Origin of the sequence: Hydrogenivirga caldilitoris, assembly GCF_003664005.1 — a bacterium.
Lineage (GTDB): Bacteria > Aquificota > Aquificia > Aquificales > Aquificaceae > Hydrogenivirga > Hydrogenivirga caldilitoris.
This window is the reverse complement of sequence record NZ_RCCJ01000001.1, coordinates 1,379,066-1,398,711: the sequence shown is the minus strand read 5'-3', so window position 1 is coordinate 1,398,711 and position 19,646 is coordinate 1,379,066. Positions and strand designations below refer to the sequence as shown.

Sequence of the window (19,646 nt, the reverse complement as noted above, 5' to 3'; positions counted from 1 at the left end):
AAGGGGGCGAGGAGCCCCCTTACTGTTAATCCTCTAAGGTGGATACGTCTCCTACATCAAGACCGAGTTCCTGGGCTTTGAGGACCCTTCTCATTATCTTTCCGCTTCTGGTTTTGGGGAGCTTTTCCACGAACTCTATCTCGTCTGGGACCGCTATGGCTCCGAGCTCGTTTCTAACGTGGAGTTTGAGCTCCTCAACCAGTTTATCGGAGGGTTCTATACCCTTTTTCAGTATTACAAAGGCTTTTATGGACTCTCCCTTCACCTCATGGGGCTTTCCTATTACCGCAGCCTCAGCCACCGCAGGATGGTCAACGAGGGCGCTCTCCACCTCCATAGTCCCTATCCTGTGTCCTGCAACGTTTATGACGTCATCAGCCCTTCCGAGGATCATTATGTAGCCTTCCTCGTCATAGGAGGCAAGGTCCCCTGCAAAGTAAACACCGGGTATCGTGTTCCAGTACTTCTCATACCTCTCTGGCTCACCCCAGCAGGTTCTGAGCATGGAGGGCCAGGGCGTTTTTATAACAAGAAAGCCTACCGTGTCTGGCGGTAACCTCTTCCCATCCTTGTCAACTATATCCACCTCTAAGGTGAAAAAGGGCTTGCCCGCTTTACCGGGCTTGGCAGGATAGGAGGGAACCGTGGTTATCATATGAGCTCCCGTCTCGGTCTGCCACCAGGTATCAACTATCACACACTTACCTTTCCCTATGTTCTCGTAATACCAGTGCCAGGCTTCGGGATTTATAGGTTCTCCCACAGAGCCGAGTATCCTGAGAGAAGACATGTCGTACTTGGCGGGCCACTCCTCTCCGTATCTCATGAACATCCTTATGGCGGTCGGAGCTGTATAGAAGACGTTTACCCTGTACTTCTCTACGTAGCTCCACCACCTTCCCGGATTGGGATAGTCCGGCGCCCCCTCAACTATCAGGGAGGTAACACCGTTGGCGAGTATTCCGTAAACTATGTAGGAGTGACCTGTGATCCATCCTATATCGGCTGTACACCAGAATATATCGTCTTCGTGGAGGTCAAAGACCGTCTTGGAGGTGTAATAAGTCTGAACCATATAACCTCCGGTGGTGTGAAGGACTCCCTTAGGCTTTCCGGTGGTTCCCGAGGTGTAGAGGATGAAGAGAGGGTCCTCGGCATCCATAACCTCAGGCTCACAATCGGGAGAGGAATTCTTTATAAGCTCATCAAAGTTAACAAAGAGTTCACCTTTTTCCTCGGATAGAACATCTCCGCCTCTGTCCCACACAACTACCTTCTCTACAAAATCAAGGCCGTCTATAGCCTTCTCAACGGTGGGAAGGAGGTCTATCCTCTTACCTCTCCTTTTGGTATAGCTTGCTGTAAAAACAACCTTCGCCTTTGCGTCTTCTATCCTTGTCCTTAGAGCCCCTTCCGAGAAACCGGCAAACACGACGCTATGTATGGCACCTATCCTGGCGCAGGCAAGCATCACAGCCACAGCCTCAATGGTGTTGGGCATGTATATGGAAACCCTGTCCCCCTTCTGAACACCTAGGGACTTGAGTCCGTTAGCTATTCTGTTTACGAGTTCCAGGAGCTCACCGTAAGTTATCTTCTTCTCGTTGTTGTCCTCGTCAAGGTATATGTAAGCAACCTTATTACGCTTTCCGTTCTGAACATGTACATCAAGGCAGTTGTAGGTTATGTTGGTTTTTCCTCCGACAAACCACTTTGCGTAGGGATAGTTCCATTCCAGGACCTTATCCCATTTTTTGAACCAGTGAAGCTCTTCAGCGACCTTTGCCCAGAAACCCTCTCTATCCTTTACAGACTCCTGATAGAGAGATTCATAATCTTTAATCCAAGCCCTTTCTACTATTTCCTTTGGAGGTTCATATTTCTCCTTTACCTTTAAAAGGACTTCAGCTTTCTCCTGCTCAGCCATAGTTCCACCTCCTATTTTCAGGTTTGTTTTTAAATTTTAAACTTTGTTTTGAAGGTTAACAACCTTTATTTATTTTAAAACAATGTTTTATTTTAAAAATATTCTGATATCCTTATAATCCCTATTTTTATAGGCTTTCAATGCGTATGGAATTTAAAGGTCGCTATCCTTTTTTGAGGAGGTGAATTTTGCTCTTTAGTGGTAGATTTTAACCCCAAATCACCCCTTTTAAATTAAAACAATGTTTTATTTAACAAAAAAGTTTGACAATATAAACACCATTTTGTAAACTTTAAAACGAAATTTTAGAAGGAGGTGTGCGGGATGGACAAGGAAAGACTTGAGGCATACCACCGGGAGAATGTGCGACTTATCACCATTCTCTTGGTAATATGGTTCGTTGTTTCCTACGTGGGGGCTATACTTGCAAAGCCCTTGAGCAAAACCATACTGTTTGGTTTCCCAGCTCATTATTGGGTGAGTGCCCAGCTGTCGGTTATAACCTTCGTGGTTCTTATCTTCGTTTATGCCTTCTTGATGAACAAGCTTGACCAAAAGTACGGAGTGGAGGAGTGAGCCATGGAAAACTTAGTGGGTTACATAATAGTCTTCGGTATAGTTATCCTTTTCATGGCGATAGCCATATACAACAGAGCCACCGAGGCTGCCGAGTTCTACGTCGCCGGTAGAAGGATACCAGCCTTTTGGAACGGTATGGCGGTTGCTGCGGACTGGATGAGTGCAGCCTCTTTCATATCCATGGCGGGAGCCTTATACGCTCTCGGTTACGATGGGCTCGCGTACATAATGGGGTGGACAGGTGGTTATGTTCTCCTCGCCTTGCTGATAGCACCGTACCTGAGGAAGTTCGGTAAGTACACAGTTCCCGACTTCATAGCCGAGAGGTACGAAAGTAACTTCGCAAGGCTTGTGGCACTGATCACCGCGATAATCATAAGTTTCACCTACATGGTTGGTCAGGTTGCCGGTGTCGGAATCATAATGGGAAGGTTGTTTGGCGTCCCCTTTGAACTTGGTATCGCAATAGGGATGATAATCATTATCGCAACCACTGTGCTGGGAGGAATGAAGTCCATAACCTGGACTCAGGTTGCCCAGTACATAGTCCTTATAACCGCATACCTGCTTCCCGTTTCCATCCTCGCTACCCAGTGGTTCGGAGTTCCTCTGCCTCAGTTCCTTTACGGGCAGGTTCTTCAGAACATCGTTGAGCTTGAGACCCAGTACGGAATATCCCCCCACTACGTTGAACCCTATGTTAAGTTCAACATGGCTCAGTTTCTTGCCCTTACCTTCGTCCTCATGGCCGGAACGGCAGCCCTACCCCACGTTCTCATGAGGTTCTTCACGACACCCTCCGTCAGGGACGCCAGGATAAGCGCAGGATGGGCTCTCTTCTTCATAGCCATACTTTATCTTACAGCCCCGGCATACGCAGCCTTTTCAAGGTTCGTTGTTCTCAAGGACGTTGTAGGGAAGCCCATTGATCAGCTTCCTGCCTGGGCTCAGAAGTGGGCTGAAACCGGTCTATTTAAAGTTCTGGACAAAAACGGAGACGGCATAATCCAGTGGGTGGAGTTGAACATACACAGGGACATAGTGGTTCTTGCAACCCCTGAGATAGCCGGGCTTGCAGCCGTTGTGGGTTTCTTCGTTATGGCTGGCGGTCTTGCAGCGGCTCTTTCAACCGCAGACGGACTCCTGCTCGTTATAGCTGCGGCTGTTTCTAACGACCTGTACAACAAGATGATAAACCCTGAGGCTCCGGAGAAGAGAGTGGTTCTGATAGGTAAGGTAGCTGTTGCTGTTGCCGGCGTTATAGGTGGATTCGTGGCTGCCCAGAAGATAGCCTTCATAGTTCAAATAGTTGCTTGGGCGTTCTCCCTTGCAACAGCCTCCTTCTTCCCGGCGCTCGTTCTGGGTGTGTTCTGGAAGAGGCTCAATAGACAGGGGGCTATATCTGGTCTCATAGTTGGACTCCTTGTAACCATCCTGTACATATATCTCAACAAGACTCAAGGCTTCTCAATATGGGGCATACAGCACACCGCCTCCGGACTGTTCGGACTTATCGCTAACCTTATAGTCACGGTTGTAGTTACCATGGTCACACCTCCACCTTCCGAGAGGATACAGAAACTCGTTGAAGACTTGAGGTATCCTAAGAAGATTCACGAGGTATGATACATGACGTTGAGCAGTTCCTGAAGGAGCATTACCCCTTTTCAAGGCTCCCGGACTCGGCTCTGGGAGCCATTTCCTTTCATCTAATAGTCCGTTACTACCCCAGTGGTGAGGTCATTTTTGAAGAAGGCTCCAAGCCCCTTGAGTACCTTTACATAGTCCGTAAGGGTGCTGTTTCCCTTGAGTTTGATGGTCGTGAGATAGACTTCCTTCATGAGGGGGACGTGTTCGGTTACCCCTCACTCCTGAGCGGTGAACCACCCACATCAACGGCGAGGGTAGTTCAGGATGCCATACTCTACCTCCTTCCGAAGGAGATTTTCTTAAAGCTTATAGAAAAGTATGAGGAATTTGAGCTTTTCTTTGCGAAGAATCTCGCTAAAAAGCTCTCAGCGACTGTGAAGCTTGTAAAGACTCCAGTCAGAGATGTAGGTTCTCTGGAAAGGTTTTTGACCCTCAGGGTTAAGGACATAAAGGTTACACCCGTTCCCTTCCTGAAAGGTGAAGAAAACGTTCTTGAGGCTGCAAAAATAATGAAGGAAAAGAACTTCTCGTGCGTATTTGTGGAAGGAAAGGAGACGGGAATAGTCACTGAGCGGGACATAATAAAGAGGGTTGTTGCCGAGGGAAGAGACCCGTTAGAGACTAGACTTTCAGAGGTTATGAGCTACCCAGTTATTCACGTTGATGAAGAGAGTTTCCTATTTGAAGCGATAATAGAGATGGCAAACAAGAACATAAGAAGGATTGGGGTGAGTAGTAAGGGGAAACTCATTGGTGTCCTTGAGGATAAGGACATAATAGCCTACGAGAGCAAGAACCTTGTAGTCCTTATAAAGGAGATAGAAAAGGCGCGCAGCGTTGAAGACCTCAGGTACGTTTACTCCCTTATTGAGGACATGGTTATAGACCTCTTCTCTGAAGGTTTGAAGGTTGATTACATAAGCAGGCTCATATCGGAGATAAACGATAAACTTATGACAAGAGCGGTTTTCCTTACCATACAGGAGCTACAGATGGAACCACCCGTTCCCTTCAGCGTAATGGTCTTGGGAAGCGAAGGGAGAAGGGAACAAACCCTTAAAACCGACCAGGACAACGCCCTCATATACGATGATACCTACCCTATGCTTGACGTTGATGTGAAGGAGTACTTTGACAGGTTTGGGGAGAGGTACACCGCAATCTTGATAGATATAGGTTTTCCGCCCTGCCCGGGGAATGTTATGGTTGCAAATCCAGAGTGGCGTATGGGGATAAGCGAGTGGGAGAGGAAGCTGAAGAGCTGGCTTCTCAAACCTGAGCCTGAACACACCTTGAAGCTGGGTATCTTCTTTGATTTCAGGAACGCCTTCGGGAATAAGGAGCTTGTAGAGCGTTTGAGGAGATTTGTGTTCAAGACGTTGGAAGGGGAAGACCTATTCATAGCTTACATGCTCCTTGATGCTGTTCGTTTTAAACCTCCCATAGGTTTTATGAGAAGGCTGGTGCTGGAGACAAGGGGGGAACACAGAGGTGAGCTTGATATAAAAAAAGGTGGTGTATTCCCAATTACCCAGGGGGTGAGAGCCCTGTCTTTAAAAGGCAAGGTCAGCGAGACATCAACCCTTGGCAGGATAGAGAAACTCAGGGAGCTAAGCCTTCTGCCCTCAGACCTCGCCTCAGACCTGAGGGAAGCCTATACCTTTCTCCAGACTCTGAGGTTGAAGAATCAGATTGAGAAGCTCAGGGAAGGTAAGACACCCGATAACTACGTGAACCCGGAAAAACTCAGCAAACTTGAAAGGGACCTGCTTAAGGATACGCTCAGGATAGTAGAAGAGTTTCAAAGCTTTATAGAGAGGCGTTACACCGCCCATCTCCCGAAATGAGCTTTCAACTTAGGATAAAGAGAAAGTGTCTCCTGAGGAAGTACGGGAGCAATCCTGCTTTCAAAAGGTTCTTCTCCGATGTAAACCTGAACCAGAAGGTCATGGATACAACCTTTGTTGTCTTTGATACGGAAACTACGGGTCTTGACCCGAAGAGGGCAGAACTCGTTTCTATAGGGGCTGTGAGGATAGAAGGTATGTCTCTTAACCTCTCCAGCAGTTTTCATGAATTCGTAAAACCTGATGAGCTTTCAAGAAGTTCTGTGGAGGTGCACGGGATAACCTCTTTGGAACTTGAAAGCAGGGCGAAACCCTTGAGAGAGGTATTGGAGTTATTCCTCACCTACGTAAAGGGAAGTGTGATTGTAGGTTTTAACGTTGAATTTGACAAGAGGATGGTAGAGAAATACACCTATTCTCTCTTTGGCATTCCCCTTTCAAACTACAGGCTTGACGTTTTTCATCTCTGGAAGAGGAGAGGTGGAGCGGGTAAAAGTCTAAAAGAGATAGCCCAGGAGCTTGATATCCCTGCGGTAGGAGCTCACTCAGCCCTTGATGACGCTTACATGACCGCCCTTATCTTTTTGAAGCTCGCTTACAAACTCAGGGGAGAACCCATCTCTTCGCTACCTCTCATGCTTTAATATTCAGGATGCCTAAGTTATGTGTAGCTTTAGACCTTGACAGGGAGGAGGCTTACAGACTGATTGAGAGCCTATCGGGGTATCCTCTGGTTTTTAAGATTGGACCCAAGTTGTTTTTGGAGGCTGGGAGAGAGGTGATAGAGGTCGTGAAGGGCTATGGGAGGGAGGTGTTCCTGGACATGAAATTCCACGACATACCTAACACCGTTAAACTTGCCGTTGAGGAGGCGGAAAAGCTCGGAGTAGACTACCTTACGCTCCACACCCTCGGCGGTAGAGAGATGCTGGAGAGTGCTGTAAGCGCCAGGAGGAAGACCAATCTCCTGGGTGTAACTATACTTACCAGCCAGGGTGAGGAGTACCTTGATTTTATAAAGACCCGCTTTCCCAGCGTTAAGGAGCTTGCCCTTTACCTGGCAGATATCGCGAAGGACGTAGGTTTGGATGGTGTTGTTTGCTCGGCTCAGGAAGTTTACGAGATAAAGAGAAGAACAGGATTGCTCACCGTGGTTCCGGGGATAAGGGTTTCTGGAGATTACGGGGACCAGAAGAGGGTGTTCACACCTAACAAAGCCGTCAGCGAGGGTGCAGACATAATAGTTATGGGTAGGGATATTTACAGGAGCGCTGACCCAGGAAAGGTCGTAGAAAGGGTGCTGGAGAGCTTGGGTGAGTGAGCTTATTGGGAGCATTTTCTCGGAGGCGGGTTTCAAGCTTTCCCCGGAGGACGTAGAAAAGTTTGGTGTATACCTCGTGGAGTTGAAGAAGTGGAACAGGGTTCACAATCTTACCTCCCTTAAAAGGGACGAGGACATAATCAGAAAGCACTTCCTTGACTCCCTTTCTCTTGTAAATTGCTTTCGTGAGGTTAATGTTGATTGGAAGGGAAAGAGCATCGCAGATGTCGGGAGCGGTGCGGGTTTTCCCGGCGTTCCCCTCAAGATATATTTGAAAGACGTAAACCTATTCCTTATAGAATCCGTTTCCAAGAAATGTAGCTTCCTTGAGTATCTTAAGGTGAGACTTGAGCTTGACTGGACCGTCCTGTGTCAGCGGGCTGAGGAGGTGGATACGAAATTTGACATAGTTGTTTCAAGAGCTATGGGCGAGTTTGAGGAAGTTTACAGGATACTTGAGAGGCTGGCAAGAGATTACGTTTTTGTAATGAAGGGGAAAGAACTCAAGAGCGAGTGGATACAGGAGCTTAAATATAACGCCTGTAAAGCTGAAATTAAGGGGCTTCCCCCTTCTTACATACTCTGGAAGAAGCTCAATTAATCTCCTATATGCATCGCCGTTACCGAATCCCACTGGGCTACATGAAGTTTTAGCCAGGGAACAAGCTTGTTCTCAAGGAAATCTGTAACTCTCTTAGGCTCTTTCCTCTCCTTCCACTCCTGATGGACCTTGCTAAGCTCCTTTCTCATATTATCGTGGTCTGCTTTGTGCATCGGGTAACCAAAGAAGTCCGCCTCTTTCATCATTGCCTCTTCCGTTGAGAAGTGGTCTTCAACGTCCACAATGAGCTCATCTAAGAGCTTGTCTGCCTTTTCAATATCGTTAGCCTTCAAGGCGTCGTAGAGCTGGTTTATCAGCTCTATCTCATCTTCATGCACGGCGTTGAAGAACATGTTTGCCACCTTTTGAATCTCGTTGGGTCTTATCAGCATACTCTTACCTCCTGACACTTTAGGGAAAAGTTAACATATGTTTACAATAAACAAATGATTACTATCACATATCACCTGTAGAGCCTGAGGCTCAGGTCTCCTGCTGCGATACTTTTAAGCCCCTCTGAGGTTTGAAGGAGCAAATGACCATTGTCATCAATACCCACGAGTATACCGACCACAGGCTCCTCACCGAGTATCACTACCTCCTCCTCTTTGAAGAGGAGTTTATCCTCTATCCTTTCCTTAAAGGCGGTGAATCCCTTTTCTCTGTAGTCATTCAGATTTTTAGAGAGGAAGTCCAGCAGGCTGGTCAAAACCCTCTTCCTGTCGTATTCCTTACCGCTTGCAAGTTTCATGGATATAGCGCTGTTTTCAAGCTCCTTTGGGAAGCTATCCTGGTTTACATTCAAGCCTATGCCCACCACTATCTTGTTGGAGCTTTTCTCTACGAGGACACCAGATATCTTCCTTCCCCTTGAGTATACGTCGTTTGGCCACTTTATAGCAGTCCTTATTCCAAGGCTGTCAAGGTATTCAGAAACGGAAAAACCTACTATCAGAGGGAGCTGGGCGTAGTCTCTAAAATCCTCTTCACAAAGGACGAAACTAAAGTATAAGCCTCCCTCCTGGGACTCCCACCTCCTTCCTTTTCTCCCTTTTCCCTCTTTTTGCCTATCAGCCACAAAGACTGTGCCACAGGGATAATTTCCCTCTTTCAATCTCCTTTGGGTTGAGTCGGTTTCTCTTAGCCATACAAGGTATGGAAACATGAGTTTAGATTATACTTTCCAGCAAGAGCATAAGTAAAAAGCCGGTCAGAAAAGATAAGGTTACCTGAAAGTCTTTCCCCTCGGAAAAGGCTTCCGGGAACACTTCCTTGACGGTAACGTATATCATCGCTCCACCTGCAAAGCTGAGTCCTAACGGTAGGAGTACCCTCGCTAAGTCAAGCAGGTAAAAACCCAAAAGACAGAAAAAGGATTCAATACCGCCGCTGAGCACACCCATTAGTACCGGTATGAGGGTGCGCCCTGTGATGGCTAACATAGGAAGGCTCACGACCAGACCCTCTGGAATGTCCTGCAGAGCTATTGCCAGAGCCAACTTAAGACCCTCCTCTTCTGAGTAAAGTGTCGCACTCCCAACGCTGAGCCCCTCGGGTATATTGTGAATCGTAACACCTATGACTATGAGGGCAAGTCTCCTCGTCCTGAGGGCACCTATCCTACCCTCATAACCTTTAAGAACATGTTCGTGAGGTGACAGGTTTTCAATGAGAGCCATAAAGGCAAAGCCCAGAGATATTCCCAGAGCGGAGAGTAAAAACCCACCAAGCTCCATACCGGGGATTATGAGGCTGGTGAAAGAGGCAACCAGCATTACGCTTCCTGAGAAAGACAGGCTCACACCTATACCTAAGGGGAATTTCCTGAAGATAAGAGTAAGGGAGCTTCCCAGTAGAGTACCCAGGAAAAGAAGTAAAGAGTAGAAAAGGATATCCATCAGTGCCTGAAGTGTCTCATTTTTGTGAACACCATAGACATACCGTGCTCGTTTGCCGCCGATAAAACTTCATCGTCTCTTATTGAGCCTCCCGGTTGTATAACCGCCGTTATACCAGCCTCTGCTGCTATGTCTATGGAATCCCTGAAGGGGAAGAAGGCTTCCGATGCAAGGACAGCTCCCTTTAAGTCAAAACCGTGTCTGACCGCTTTCTCTATGGCACATCTCAGGCTGTCAACCCTTGAAACCTGTCCTGAGCCTATTCCAAGGCTTCTTCCACCTCTGGCTATAACTACGGCGTTGGATTTCACGTATTTGCAGACCTTCCAGGCAAAGATGAGGTCGTTGAACTCTCCTTCGGTTGGTTTCCTCTCCGTTACCACCTGCAGGGTATCGTATAGTTCTCTGTCTTCATCCTGCAAAAGAAAACCACCGCTTACCTTCTTGATATCGTAGGAGTAGGACATGCCTAAGAACTTTATAACCCTGAGATTCTTTTTCTTTGATAGAACTTCAAGGGCTTCTTCTTCATAGGCGGGGGCTATGACTACTTCAAGGAACATGGAGGTCAATTCCTCAGCGAGTTCTTTATTAACCGTGTTGTTGAAGGCAACTATGCCCCCAAAAGCCGACTCAGGGTCTGTCTCCCTCGCTTTTAGAAAGGCATCTTTCAAGTCGCTCCCTGTGGCTACCCCGCAGGGATTGTTGTGCTTAACTATCACACAGGCAGGGTCGTTAGGGAACTCAAGGACTATCCTTACAGCAGAGTCCGCATCAAGGTAGTTGTTGAAGGACATCTCCTTACCCTGTAAAACCTGCGATTTGGCTATGCCTATGTCTTCAAAGGGGTTGTGGTAAAGAATTCCTCTCTGATGGGGATTTTCCCCGTACCTCAGTCTTGTACCGAGTTTCATAGGTAGGCTGAGCTCCTTACCCTCTTCCTCTATTTTGAAGAGTCGCTTTAGAGCGTTGGAGATTACGCTATCGTAATAGGCTGTGTGGGAGAAAGCCTTCCAGGCAAGGTATGCCCTGTCTTTCCTTTCAAGTTCACCTTTTTCCAGCTTATCTATCACCCACCCATAATCTTCTGGGTCAACCAGTACTATGACCCTGAAGTAGTTTTTGGCAGCAGCCCTTATGAGGGACGGACCCCCTATATCTATAAACTCCATCAACTCTTCTTCTTCAAGGTTTTCCTTCATCATCTCCTCAAAGGGATAAAGATTCACGACCACGATATCAACGGGTATAATTCCCAGCTCCTCTATCTCCTCTCTGTCTTTATCAATCCAGTCCCTGTAGAGTATCCCTCCGTGTATGACCGGGTGAAGGGTCTTTACTCTGCCATTTAGTATCTCCGGGAAACCGGTAACCTTTGCTATCTCTTCAGTTTGTATACCATGCTCTCTCAGATATTTAGCTGTTCCACCTGTTGACAGTATTTCGTATCCGAGCCTCTGAAGAGCCTTGGCGAGTTTTTCTACTCCTTCCTTCCTGTAAACGGATATGACCGCTCTCATGCTTCTATTATACTTATCAGATATGGTTAGAGCCCTATTCTACGATATCCTTGAAAACGACCGTTCAAGGGTTTTTATCCTGTACCAGAGTTTCTCCTTCAGCGTCCTTATGCTTTCTATAGTTTTCACCCTTTACGATGAGCTGAAGGGTTTTCACTCCGATATACACCCCTTGATAAGGGATTTTGAGTTTTTTGTATCGGGAGTGATACTCTTTGAGTACACAGGTAGGTTTATTTTAGCTGCCCGCAAGTTGGAGTATGTCTTAAGCCCACTTTCCGTGCTTGACCTCATAGCTGTCATACCCTACTTTCAGCCCTTCAGACTGTTAAGGTTTGTTGTCATAGCGGCGAGGCTTATGAGGGTGGCTTACAGGTATAGATACTTTGTCAAAGGTATACTCTTTATATTCAGAACCGTATCCTTTGAGTTTTACTTTCTCTTTTCCCTCTTTTTCCTCTTCTTCGTATCCTCGGTAGTTATAACGTACTCCCTTGAGAAAGGTTCTGGGAACCCAAGAGTTCAAGACCTCTTTGATGCCCTCTACCTTGTCGTTATAACTATGACCACTGTGGGGTACGGGGATATAACCCCGGTTACCTGGGAGGGTAAGGTTCTCTCCATGCTTCTCGGTGCGGGTGGACTATTTCTGTTCTCCATGTCTATAGCGGTAGTAAGTGCGGGATTCTTTAACTATGTCCAGATGGTGAGAATGGGTATGATAAGCTTTAAGGATATGAAAGACCATATCGTTATCTGTGGCTGGAATGAAACAGCACAGGTGATAATTGAGAGCCTTAAACCCCTTGAGAGGGACATACTCCTCATAACTACCCAGGACATTCCCAAGCCTGAAGATTTCCACTACAAGAAGGGGGACTTCGGTAGGGAGGATATACTTCTTGACGCTGGTGTGGACAAGGCTTTCATGGTTATAGTGCTTGCTGAGAAGCTCCCTGGTTTCTCAGAAGATTCGGTAGATGCCAGGACGATACTCACCGGGATGCAGATAAGGGACGTAAATAAGGATGTGATACTCGTCTTGGAGGTGCTCCTGAGAGAGAACGCAAAACTCATAAAGAGGAGGAGGATAGCCGACTACATAATAATCGGTGGAGAGCTGCTGGGTATGATAATAGCAAAGTTTGCCAGGGAGAAGTTTTACGGAGAATTCTTCAGTCATATAGTGGAGCACATAGACCTGGCAACCCTTGACCTTGAGGAGGACTCTTCCGTAGAAGAAGCTGAAAAGAAGTTGGAGCATAAGGGTTACAGGATAGTAGGTGTTGTTAGGGATGGGAGGGTTGTTTACTTTCCAAGGTTCTCCTATCGGCTCAGGAAGGGTGATAAACTTCTACTGATAAGAGAACATCAAAAGGAGGAGAAAGAATGAAGAAACTTCTTCTTACGCTGCCGCTTATGGCTTCCATTGGTTTTGCCCAGTACTTTGAGGGTGACGTTGTCAGAGAGTTCGGTGTTAAGACCGGACTGGTTAAGGTGAAGTACGACAGTGTGGATGGCTCTAAACCAGACAAAACTCTGGAGGAGTTCCTATCCGCATACGGATACATGGGGGCTCGTACCACAGCGGGGTTCAATGCTGGTGCGTCCATTGAGCTTTCAACCGGTAGTAAGATGACAAGGAGCAGAACTGTAATATACACCTCCCTTGAGTTGAACCCATCTGTTGAACTCAACCTGTCCCACAACCTCAGGGCTTATACGGGTTTCGGTGGTTCTATTAACAGACTAAAGGAGAGAGCCGGAAGTTTGACTAACGAGGATTCAAACCTCGGTCTCCAGTTCTTTGTGGGAGCTAAGTACAATATCTTTCCTACCTTTGGAATCCTTGGGGAGTACAAGGGCAAGATATTTATGACGGGAGACTACGATGGAAACGTGGTCCATCACTTCAATCTTGGCGTTTTCTTCCTCATATATTAGAGCCCAAATCTCACAGGCTTGCCGCCTCCCGGCATCTCTTTAACGGGAGGCTTGTGTCTAAGTAGGTTGAGGGCAAAGTTTAGGTTGTCATAAAGTGTTATAGAGTAATTGTCCCAGAACACACAGGTTCCGGCAAGGCAGAAGTATCCTCCGCTTGGGGGGGCTATCTGCTCCGCTATGAGGAGGGTGTAATTTCCCTGGTTGGATTGGGCTGTATCTTCGGCTCTGACTACTATCTTTGTATCGGGCATTATCGGTTTTATGGAGGCTGTACAGGGCAAGACTATCTTCTCCACGTTCACCTCGTTCCGTTCACTTTTGTTGTACCTTCTTATCTTGGATGTGACCACAAAGTACATGTCTCCGTTGTGGTTATTCACCTCATCAGTTACTTCATCGGAGTTCAGCTCCATTCCAAACCTTCTTGCAAGGGTGTTACAGGTGTCAGCTATGTGGTCTTCGTTCTTGTAATAACCGAGTAGTATAACCTTCTTACCCTCTTCCCATACCCATCTCTCAACCTCGTTCACCTCTTCCTCTTTAAAAGGAATCTCCGGGTAGTTGAATACTATAGTGTCGTATTCACCCAGCTTCTTCCAGTCGTTCACCTCATCTATCTCTATTCCAGCCTTCTGAGCCTCCCTCTGTAATAAGGAGAAGTAGTAGTAATCGGTTATAGTGAACTCCTGATGGGTGATGCTCCATCCAACCCTTACCTTTTGCATGGTAAATAATTATAAGCTGGGTTAGATTTTAGTTATGTCTGAGCTTGGAAGAATAAAGATCCTTCTCTCCTCTGCGGAGAGGATAAGCAGGGAGCAGGATGTTGACAAACTCCTTGTTTTGCTTTCAGACCTGGCAAGGGAGGTCTTAGATGTTGACAGGTGCAGTCTGTTCCTCCTTGACAGGGAGAAAAACGAGCTCTGGACTAAAGTAGCCCATGGAGTTAAGGAGATAAGGGTCCCGGCGGATAGGGGAATAGTCGGTTGGGTAGCCCAGCATGGGAAGAGTCTCGTCGTGAACGACGCCTATTCGGATAAGAGGTTTAATCCAGAGATTGACAGGAAAACCGGTTATAGAACCAAGAACATACTTGCGATACCTCTATTTGATAAGAGAGGTAATCTGCTGGGCGTTTTTCAGGCGGTGAACAAACTTAAAAACGGATTCTCTGAAGAAGACGTAGAGCTTTTTACTCTTCTGGGAGGTTATGCCTCCTCGGCGATAGAGAACTCAATATTGCAAGCGAAGATAAAGGAGGCTTACAGGGAGGCGATAATGAGGCTCTCCCATGCGGCAGAGTATAAAGACCCGGAAACTTACAACCACATAATCAGGGTAGGACTCTATGCAAGACTAATGGGTGAAAGGTTGGGTCTTGAGAAGGAGGTGTGTGAAAACCTTATGCTCGCCGCTCCTATGCACGATATAGGAAAGCTGGGGATACCTGACGCGATACTTCTGAAAAAGGGAAAGCTCAACGACTGGGAATGGGAGGTTATGAAGAGACATACCATCATAGGGTATGAGATTCTCAAGGACAGCTCAAGCGAGCTTCTTCAGATGGCAGCCCTCGTTGCCTTAGACCACCATGAAAAGTGGGATGGAACGGGCTATCCTAACGGAAAGAAGGGAGAGGAGATAAGCCTCTGGGGGAGGATAACCTCCATAGCGGACGTTTTTGACGCCCTGCTCTCCAAGAGACCCTATAAAGAGCCGTGGAGTTTGGAGGAAGCCACGGAGCACATGAGGAGCCTGAAAGGCAAAGCCTTTGACCCAGAGTTGATAGACCTCTTCTTTGAAAACATTGATGAGGTCATGGAAATAAGAGAACGCTACAAGGACGAGGAGGTATAAAAATTATTTACACTGTGTAAAGCTTGTTTACACTTCCCTTTAACACTGTCTGACAAGGGTTTGGGGTGGAAGGATAGCTTTTTGTGTAAAACCTCTTTACAACTGTTTACAGTCAGGTTCTCAGAGAACCTCTTTAAATCAAGGTGTAACAGTTGTCTGTCGGACTTGGTCCGCTTGGCATGTTAATTGCTATGTGATAAGCAAGGAGGATTGATATGAGTGGCTTAACCTTTCTGATAGTCTGTATTTTCGCCTTGTTTAGGCTTATATATGGGGAAGACCTTTACGTATCCCCCGTTCATCAAGGAGACGCCTGCGACCAGTTCTTCCCCTGCTCCTTCCAGACAGCCCTCAGCAGGGCGGAAGGTAACGAAGAGTCGGACACGATATACGTAAGTCCGGGAACTTACCTCATAGGAAATACCCTTGAGGTTAACGTGAGCGATAAGGAGAGACTTACTATAAAGCCCCTTGACCCTGATAAAATGCCAGTCCTTGATGGGGGAGGGAACTTAAGGATAATGAAGGTGTCCTTTGTGGAGACGCAGGTTACCATAGAGGGGCTTGTGTTCCAAAACGGTAACGCCGGGAGCGAGGACGGAGGAGCCCTGTACGTATCGGGAGAGGCTACCGTTGCCTTTTTCCTGAGGAACTCCACCTTCATAAGCAACACCGCAAGGAAGGGAGGAGCCGTCTTTGTGACTAACACCGTCGGCAAGGTGTTCATCCCTGGCAACCGCTTTGAAGGGAACACATCTTACGGAGAGGGTTCTGCCCTATACACACCCTGTTTCTCTTACTCCTCTTTGGACTTTGCTCTCATAGAGAGGAACACCTTTTTAAACAACCTCGGTGATTCAACCGTCTATCTCAATGCTTCTGGCAACAACTGCTCCTTTACGGGGAACTTGTTAGCTAACAACAGCTCTGTGAATATGCCCTACGGTGTCCTGTACATGGACGTTTCGGGGAAAGCCCACGTTGTAAACAACACCATATACGGGAGCGACATGGTTGGTATTTACGCACGGCTCTCTGACCAGAACGCCGAGATAAACCTATACAACAACATAGTTTGGAAAACTGGAGAAACCGCCTTTGCGGGCAAGAGCCTTACGGTCTTAGCTAACTCCGGGAGGCTCAGGATTTTCAACAACTTCATGGGACAGGCTTTCCTCCTTGACCCGGATGCGGACGGGACTTCCGACGATACTGTTGTCTCCGAAGGGGTTTATCTGAAGGACACAAGTGCCTCAATGTATTCTTACAACGCAAACCTGTTCACCGACCCTAAGTTTGTGAACCCGCAGGGTGGAGACTTCAGGCTCCAGGGAACCTCACCGGCGATAGACTCGGGAACCTCTGACCTCCCCGCTGGGGCATACCTCGGCACAAAGGACATAGATACGAACCCCAGAGAGGTAGACGGCAACGCAGATGAGATTCCTGTGGTTGACAGGGGAGCCTTTGAATACAATCCTTTAGGAGTTGGAACGGGTGGGTGTACTTCAGCCTCCTTAAGTCCTTTAGGTCTTCTGCTTCTGTTAATCCTTCTCACAAAACGCTTTATCCGTTGAAGAACATATGATATATTTCTAACTGATGAGTCAGTCATCAAGGTTAGAAACCAAGGAGATGCTTATTGAAGCCGGGAAGAAGGTGATATTTGAAAAGGGCTTTCACGGCGCAAGGATATCTGACATTACCTCTGAAGCTGGGCTCGCTCACGGAACCTTTTATCTGTACTTCAAGAGTAAGGAGGACTTTCTGTTAGAGCTATTGCTTTCGGTGAGAGAGCAGATGTTGAAACTCTTTGAGGAGGGGAAAGGGTATATAGCGGAGGGAGACGTTGAAGCAGGAAAGAAACTCGTCTTTCTACAGTCCTTTGAGCTTATGGTTCAAGAGAAGGAGCTTGCCAAAATTCTCTTCTTTGAGGCTATATGCACCGACAGCAAATTCCAGAACTTTTACAGGGAGAGCAAGGAACTCTTCTTTCAAAACACCAAGGAAGTTCTCGGGCTTTTGAAGGTTGATAACCCGGCTATAAAGGCTCATATGTTAATGGGTACCGCAAGGCACCTTATAGAGCTTTTGATTCTTACCGGAGAAGAGGTACTTGAAACATGGAGAGAGGTTTTAAAAGAGCTTGGTGTATACTCCTGAGCTTCGTAGTGGTTTCCTTTTCAATAGACCTTAGGGAAGCGGAGAACCTGGCACTTAAAAACTTCTCTGAGTTGAAGATTGAAAGGCTTGAGAGTGAAAAGAAAACCCAGGAGAGGCTTGAAAGCTTTGGACGTTTCTTGCCCACCCTGAACCTTGAAGCTTCCTTTAACCTGGCTAAGAAACAGAGCTTTACCTTTCCCCTCTCTCCCCCACAGGAGATAACCTTCCAGAAGGGGAGCTATACTAAGTTCAATCTTCAGGCGGTACAGGAGCTTTTCAATCTGAAGAATTTCAGAGAATACGAAATAGCCAGAAAGGCTGAAAGCCTCCAGGAGCTCCTCGTAGCGGAGAGGGAAAATGAAGTTCTCTACAGACTCAGGGAGGCTTACATAAACTCTTTAAAGGCAAAAGCCGTAGTTGAGATATACAAGGAACACGAGGAACTCGTCCAGGCTCACCTCAGGGATGTTCAGGAGCTTTACAAGGAGGGGGTGGTAGCCTTTAAGGACATACTTGAAACAAAGGTCAGACTGTACGAGGTTAAGGAAAAGCTGGCAAAGGCGGAAGCCGATTACGTGAAGTCTCTCCAGTACCTATCTTATCTGACGGGGGTTGAGGTCAAAGAGGTAAAACCGATTGAAGACCGGGAAAAGCCCGACCTGACGGAACTTTCAAGACAGGAACTCTTTGAGGCTCTACTTGAAAATAGACCCATACTGAAGTATATGAAGGGTAACCTTGAACTGTCTGAAAGCTACGTTGAGCTTGCCAGAAGCTCCTTTTATCCTGTTGCTGTTCTTGAAGCTGTTTACCAGAGGACAGAGGAGTCCGATATATTCCCGAAGGACAGATACTTGATAAGCTTTGCGTTCAGATGGAATCTCTTCAGCGGTTTTAGGAGATTCAGAGCATTGGAGCTCAGTGAGCTTACAAAGAGACAAACCTACGAGAGATACAGGGACACTGAGCAAAGGCTGGCACTTGAACTTGATGGGGTTCTTGAAGACATAAAGGCTGTTAAAGCAAAGATAGAGCTTGCACGTCAGCAGCTTGAAGATGCCAAAGAGCACCTTAGGATAGCCCAGGAGAAGTTCAAGGCTGGGCTTGGGACCAATACGGAGGTTCTGGACGCCCAGAACTACCTTATAACGGCAGAAAACACCCTCAGGATAAACGAGTATGAACTTTTGCTCCAGCGCTTTAGACTCTTAAGGGTGGTGGGTTATGAGAGGTAAAAGGGTAGCTGGCTTACTCCTGTTGCTTCTGTTTACCCTGAGTTTTATCCTCGTGGGTATAAAGTGGCTCCATTACAGGTTAACTCATGCTATAACTGATGCCGTATTCGTGGAGAGTGAGACTTTTACAAAGGTAGCCTACAAGAGGGTTTCCGGCAGGATAGAGAAACTCTTCAAGGAGGAGGGTGATAAGGTCAAGAAGGGAGAACCCCTTGCCAAGATAAATGACAGAGATTACGTGGTACGATTGCAGGAGCTTGAGAGTACTATAGACCAGGTTCGTAAGGAAAGGGAAGCTTTGCAGGTTAAGGCAAAGGCTTTAAGGGAAGAATTACGAAGAAGCATGGAACTTGTAAGCCTGGAGGCGAAAGCAGTCCAGAAACAGATAGATTCCCTTGTGGTGAAGAAGGAGCTCCTTGAGAGAGACCGGGAACGTTTTGAAAAACTTTACGCTAAAGGTGTTGTTCCCTCCCGAACCTTTGAAGACGTGGATACAAACCTGCGTTCTCTGGATAAAGAGATAGCGGCTCTTGAAGCTAAAAAGGTAGCAACTCTATCTCAGAGAAAGGTTCTAGAAGCGAAGTTAAAACAGACTCAAGAACTTGATAGGAAAATAGAAGCACTCAGTAGACAGATAGAAGCGCTCCTTAAGAGAAAGGAAGACCTAGAAAACATGATAGGTGAAACGCTTCTCAGGAGTCCTATAGACGGATACGTGGTCAAAAGGTTCGTTAGTGAAGGAGATGTGGTCAGGGAGGGGCAGTACGTTTACGCAGTTTACGACCCTAAGGACCTTTACCTCCTTGTTCTCCTTGAAGAGACTAAGCTTAAAGGAGTTAAGGAGGGGAACAGAGTGAGTATTACAATTGATGCCTTCCCAGATATAAAGTTTGAAGGGGTTGTAAAGGAGATAAACAGAGCTACAGCCGCAAAGTTTGCGGTTATACCTAGGGATATAACGGCAGGAGAATTTACTAAGGTTGCCCAACGTATACCTGTGAAGGTTGAGATAACCAAGGGGCAAAAAAACTTGCTCAGAGTAGGTATGGGAGGAGAGGTTGCTATTGAGAAGCATTCAGATAGATGACCTCGCTCCGGAGACTT

At 46.9% G+C, this 19,646-nt stretch carries 19 protein-coding genes; 13 read left to right on the top strand and 6 right to left on the bottom strand.

The window, feature by feature from the left end:
• Positions 1 to 25: 25 nt before the first annotated feature.
• On the bottom strand, positions 26 to 1,927 hold the full coding sequence (gene acs / locus BCF55_RS07615; RefSeq protein ID WP_121012316.1) for an acetate--CoA ligase: 1,902 nt from the start codon (positions 1,925 to 1,927) through the stop codon (positions 26 to 28).
• Between the two features lie 324 nt (positions 1,928 to 2,251).
• On the opposite strand from acs, the gene BCF55_RS07610 reads away from it, so the two are divergent.
• From BCF55_RS07610 to rsmG, 6 genes are read left to right on the top strand one after another with little or no spacing between them, the layout of a single operon-like run.
• Positions 2,252 to 2,503, top strand: coding sequence for a DUF4212 domain-containing protein (locus tag BCF55_RS07610; RefSeq protein ID WP_121012313.1), 252 nt, complete (start codon positions 2,252 to 2,254; stop codon positions 2,501 to 2,503).
• Between the two features lie 3 nt (positions 2,504 to 2,506).
• Positions 2,507 to 4,132 (top strand): sodium:solute symporter family protein, encoded by a 1,626-nt coding sequence (locus BCF55_RS07605; RefSeq protein WP_121012310.1) that lies wholly within the window; start codon positions 2,507 to 2,509, stop codon positions 4,130 to 4,132.
• Positions 4,129 to 6,003, top strand: coding sequence for a putative nucleotidyltransferase substrate binding domain-containing protein (locus BCF55_RS07600; protein ID WP_121012307.1), 1,875 nt, complete (start codon positions 4,129 to 4,131; stop codon positions 6,001 to 6,003). The genes BCF55_RS07605 and BCF55_RS07600 overlap by 4 nt, the downstream gene beginning before the upstream one ends.
• Positions 6,000 to 6,647: a 3'-5' exonuclease gene (locus BCF55_RS07595; protein WP_121012304.1), complete on the top strand. Its 648-nt coding sequence runs from the start codon at positions 6,000 to 6,002 to the stop codon at positions 6,645 to 6,647. Before BCF55_RS07600 ends, BCF55_RS07595 begins: the two co-directional genes overlap by 4 nt.
• A gap of 8 nt (positions 6,648 to 6,655) precedes the next feature.
• Positions 6,656 to 7,324 carry an orotidine-5'-phosphate decarboxylase gene (gene pyrF / locus BCF55_RS07590; protein WP_121012301.1) on the top strand — a complete coding sequence of 223 codons (669 nt, stop codon included), beginning with the start codon at positions 6,656 to 6,658 and terminating at the stop codon, positions 7,322 to 7,324.
• Positions 7,317 to 7,925 (top strand): 16S rRNA (guanine(527)-N(7))-methyltransferase RsmG, encoded by a 609-nt coding sequence (gene rsmG / locus BCF55_RS07585; RefSeq protein WP_121012298.1) that lies wholly within the window; start codon positions 7,317 to 7,319, stop codon positions 7,923 to 7,925. Before pyrF ends, rsmG begins: the two co-directional genes overlap by 8 nt.
• Here the strand turns inward: rsmG and BCF55_RS07580 are convergent.
• The 4 genes from BCF55_RS07580 to purH all read right to left on the bottom strand — a co-directional run bounded on the left by BCF55_RS07580 (position 7,922) and on the right by purH (position 11,343).
• Positions 7,922 to 8,317: a bacteriohemerythrin gene (locus tag BCF55_RS07580; protein WP_121012295.1), complete on the bottom strand. Its 396-nt coding sequence runs from the start codon at positions 8,315 to 8,317 to the stop codon at positions 7,922 to 7,924. The genes rsmG and BCF55_RS07580 overlap by 4 nt on opposite strands.
• A 71-nt stretch (positions 8,318 to 8,388) precedes the next feature.
• Positions 8,389 to 9,090, bottom strand: a complete 702-nt coding sequence (locus tag BCF55_RS07575) for a biotin--[acetyl-CoA-carboxylase] ligase (protein ID WP_121012292.1) — start codon at positions 9,088 to 9,090, stop codon at positions 8,389 to 8,391.
• A 4-nt stretch (positions 9,091 to 9,094) separates the two neighbouring features.
• Positions 9,095 to 9,823, bottom strand: a complete 729-nt coding sequence (locus BCF55_RS07570) for a ZIP family metal transporter (protein ID WP_121012289.1) — start codon at positions 9,821 to 9,823, stop codon at positions 9,095 to 9,097.
• Positions 9,823 to 11,343, bottom strand: coding sequence for a bifunctional phosphoribosylaminoimidazolecarboxamide formyltransferase/IMP cyclohydrolase (gene purH / locus BCF55_RS07565; protein WP_121012286.1), 1,521 nt, complete (start codon positions 11,341 to 11,343; stop codon positions 9,823 to 9,825). Before purH ends, BCF55_RS07570 begins: the two co-directional genes overlap by 1 nt.
• Positions 11,344 to 11,365: 22 nt before the next feature.
• Here purH and BCF55_RS07560 point away from each other — a divergent pair, with 22 nt between their 5' ends.
• Both BCF55_RS07560 and BCF55_RS07555 read left to right on the top strand, forming a co-directional pair.
• Positions 11,366 to 12,736, top strand: coding sequence for an ion channel (locus tag BCF55_RS07560; RefSeq protein WP_121013179.1), 1,371 nt, complete (start codon positions 11,366 to 11,368; stop codon positions 12,734 to 12,736).
• Complete coding sequence (locus tag BCF55_RS07555) at positions 12,733 to 13,287, top strand: outer membrane beta-barrel protein (protein ID WP_121012283.1); 555 nt, start codon at positions 12,733 to 12,735, stop codon at positions 13,285 to 13,287. Before BCF55_RS07560 ends, BCF55_RS07555 begins: the two co-directional genes overlap by 4 nt.
• On the opposite strand, the gene BCF55_RS07550 is transcribed toward BCF55_RS07555, so the two are convergent.
• Positions 13,284 to 14,012, bottom strand: coding sequence for a hypothetical protein (locus tag BCF55_RS07550; RefSeq protein ID WP_121012280.1), 729 nt, complete (start codon positions 14,010 to 14,012; stop codon positions 13,284 to 13,286). The genes BCF55_RS07555 and BCF55_RS07550 overlap by 4 nt on opposite strands.
• 34 nt (positions 14,013 to 14,046) lie before the next feature.
• Here BCF55_RS07550 and BCF55_RS07545 point away from each other — a divergent pair, with 34 nt between their 5' ends.
• The 5 genes from BCF55_RS07545 (at position 14,047) to BCF55_RS07525 (ending at position 19,629) form a co-directional block, all read left to right on the top strand.
• Positions 14,047 to 15,144: an HD domain-containing phosphohydrolase gene (locus BCF55_RS07545; protein WP_121012277.1), complete on the top strand. Its 1,098-nt coding sequence runs from the start codon at positions 14,047 to 14,049 to the stop codon at positions 15,142 to 15,144.
• A 215-nt stretch (positions 15,145 to 15,359) separates the two neighbouring features.
• Positions 15,360 to 16,721, top strand: coding sequence for a right-handed parallel beta-helix repeat-containing protein (locus BCF55_RS07540; protein ID WP_121012274.1), 1,362 nt, complete (start codon positions 15,360 to 15,362; stop codon positions 16,719 to 16,721).
• A 25-nt stretch (positions 16,722 to 16,746) separates the two neighbouring features.
• The gene (locus tag BCF55_RS07535; RefSeq protein ID WP_121012271.1) at positions 16,747 to 17,307 is read left to right on the top strand and encodes a TetR/AcrR family transcriptional regulator; all 561 of its coding nucleotides are present in this window, start codon (positions 16,747 to 16,749) and stop codon (positions 17,305 to 17,307) included.
• Positions 17,268 to 18,542 (top strand): TolC family protein, encoded by a 1,275-nt coding sequence (locus BCF55_RS07530; RefSeq protein ID WP_121012268.1) that lies wholly within the window; start codon positions 17,268 to 17,270, stop codon positions 18,540 to 18,542. The genes BCF55_RS07535 and BCF55_RS07530 overlap by 40 nt, the downstream gene beginning before the upstream one ends.
• Entirely contained in the window at positions 18,532 to 19,629 is a 1,098-nt protein-coding gene (locus tag BCF55_RS07525; RefSeq protein ID WP_121012265.1) for an HlyD family secretion protein, read from the top strand. Before BCF55_RS07530 ends, BCF55_RS07525 begins: the two co-directional genes overlap by 11 nt.
• Positions 19,630 to 19,646: the final 17 nt, after the last annotated feature.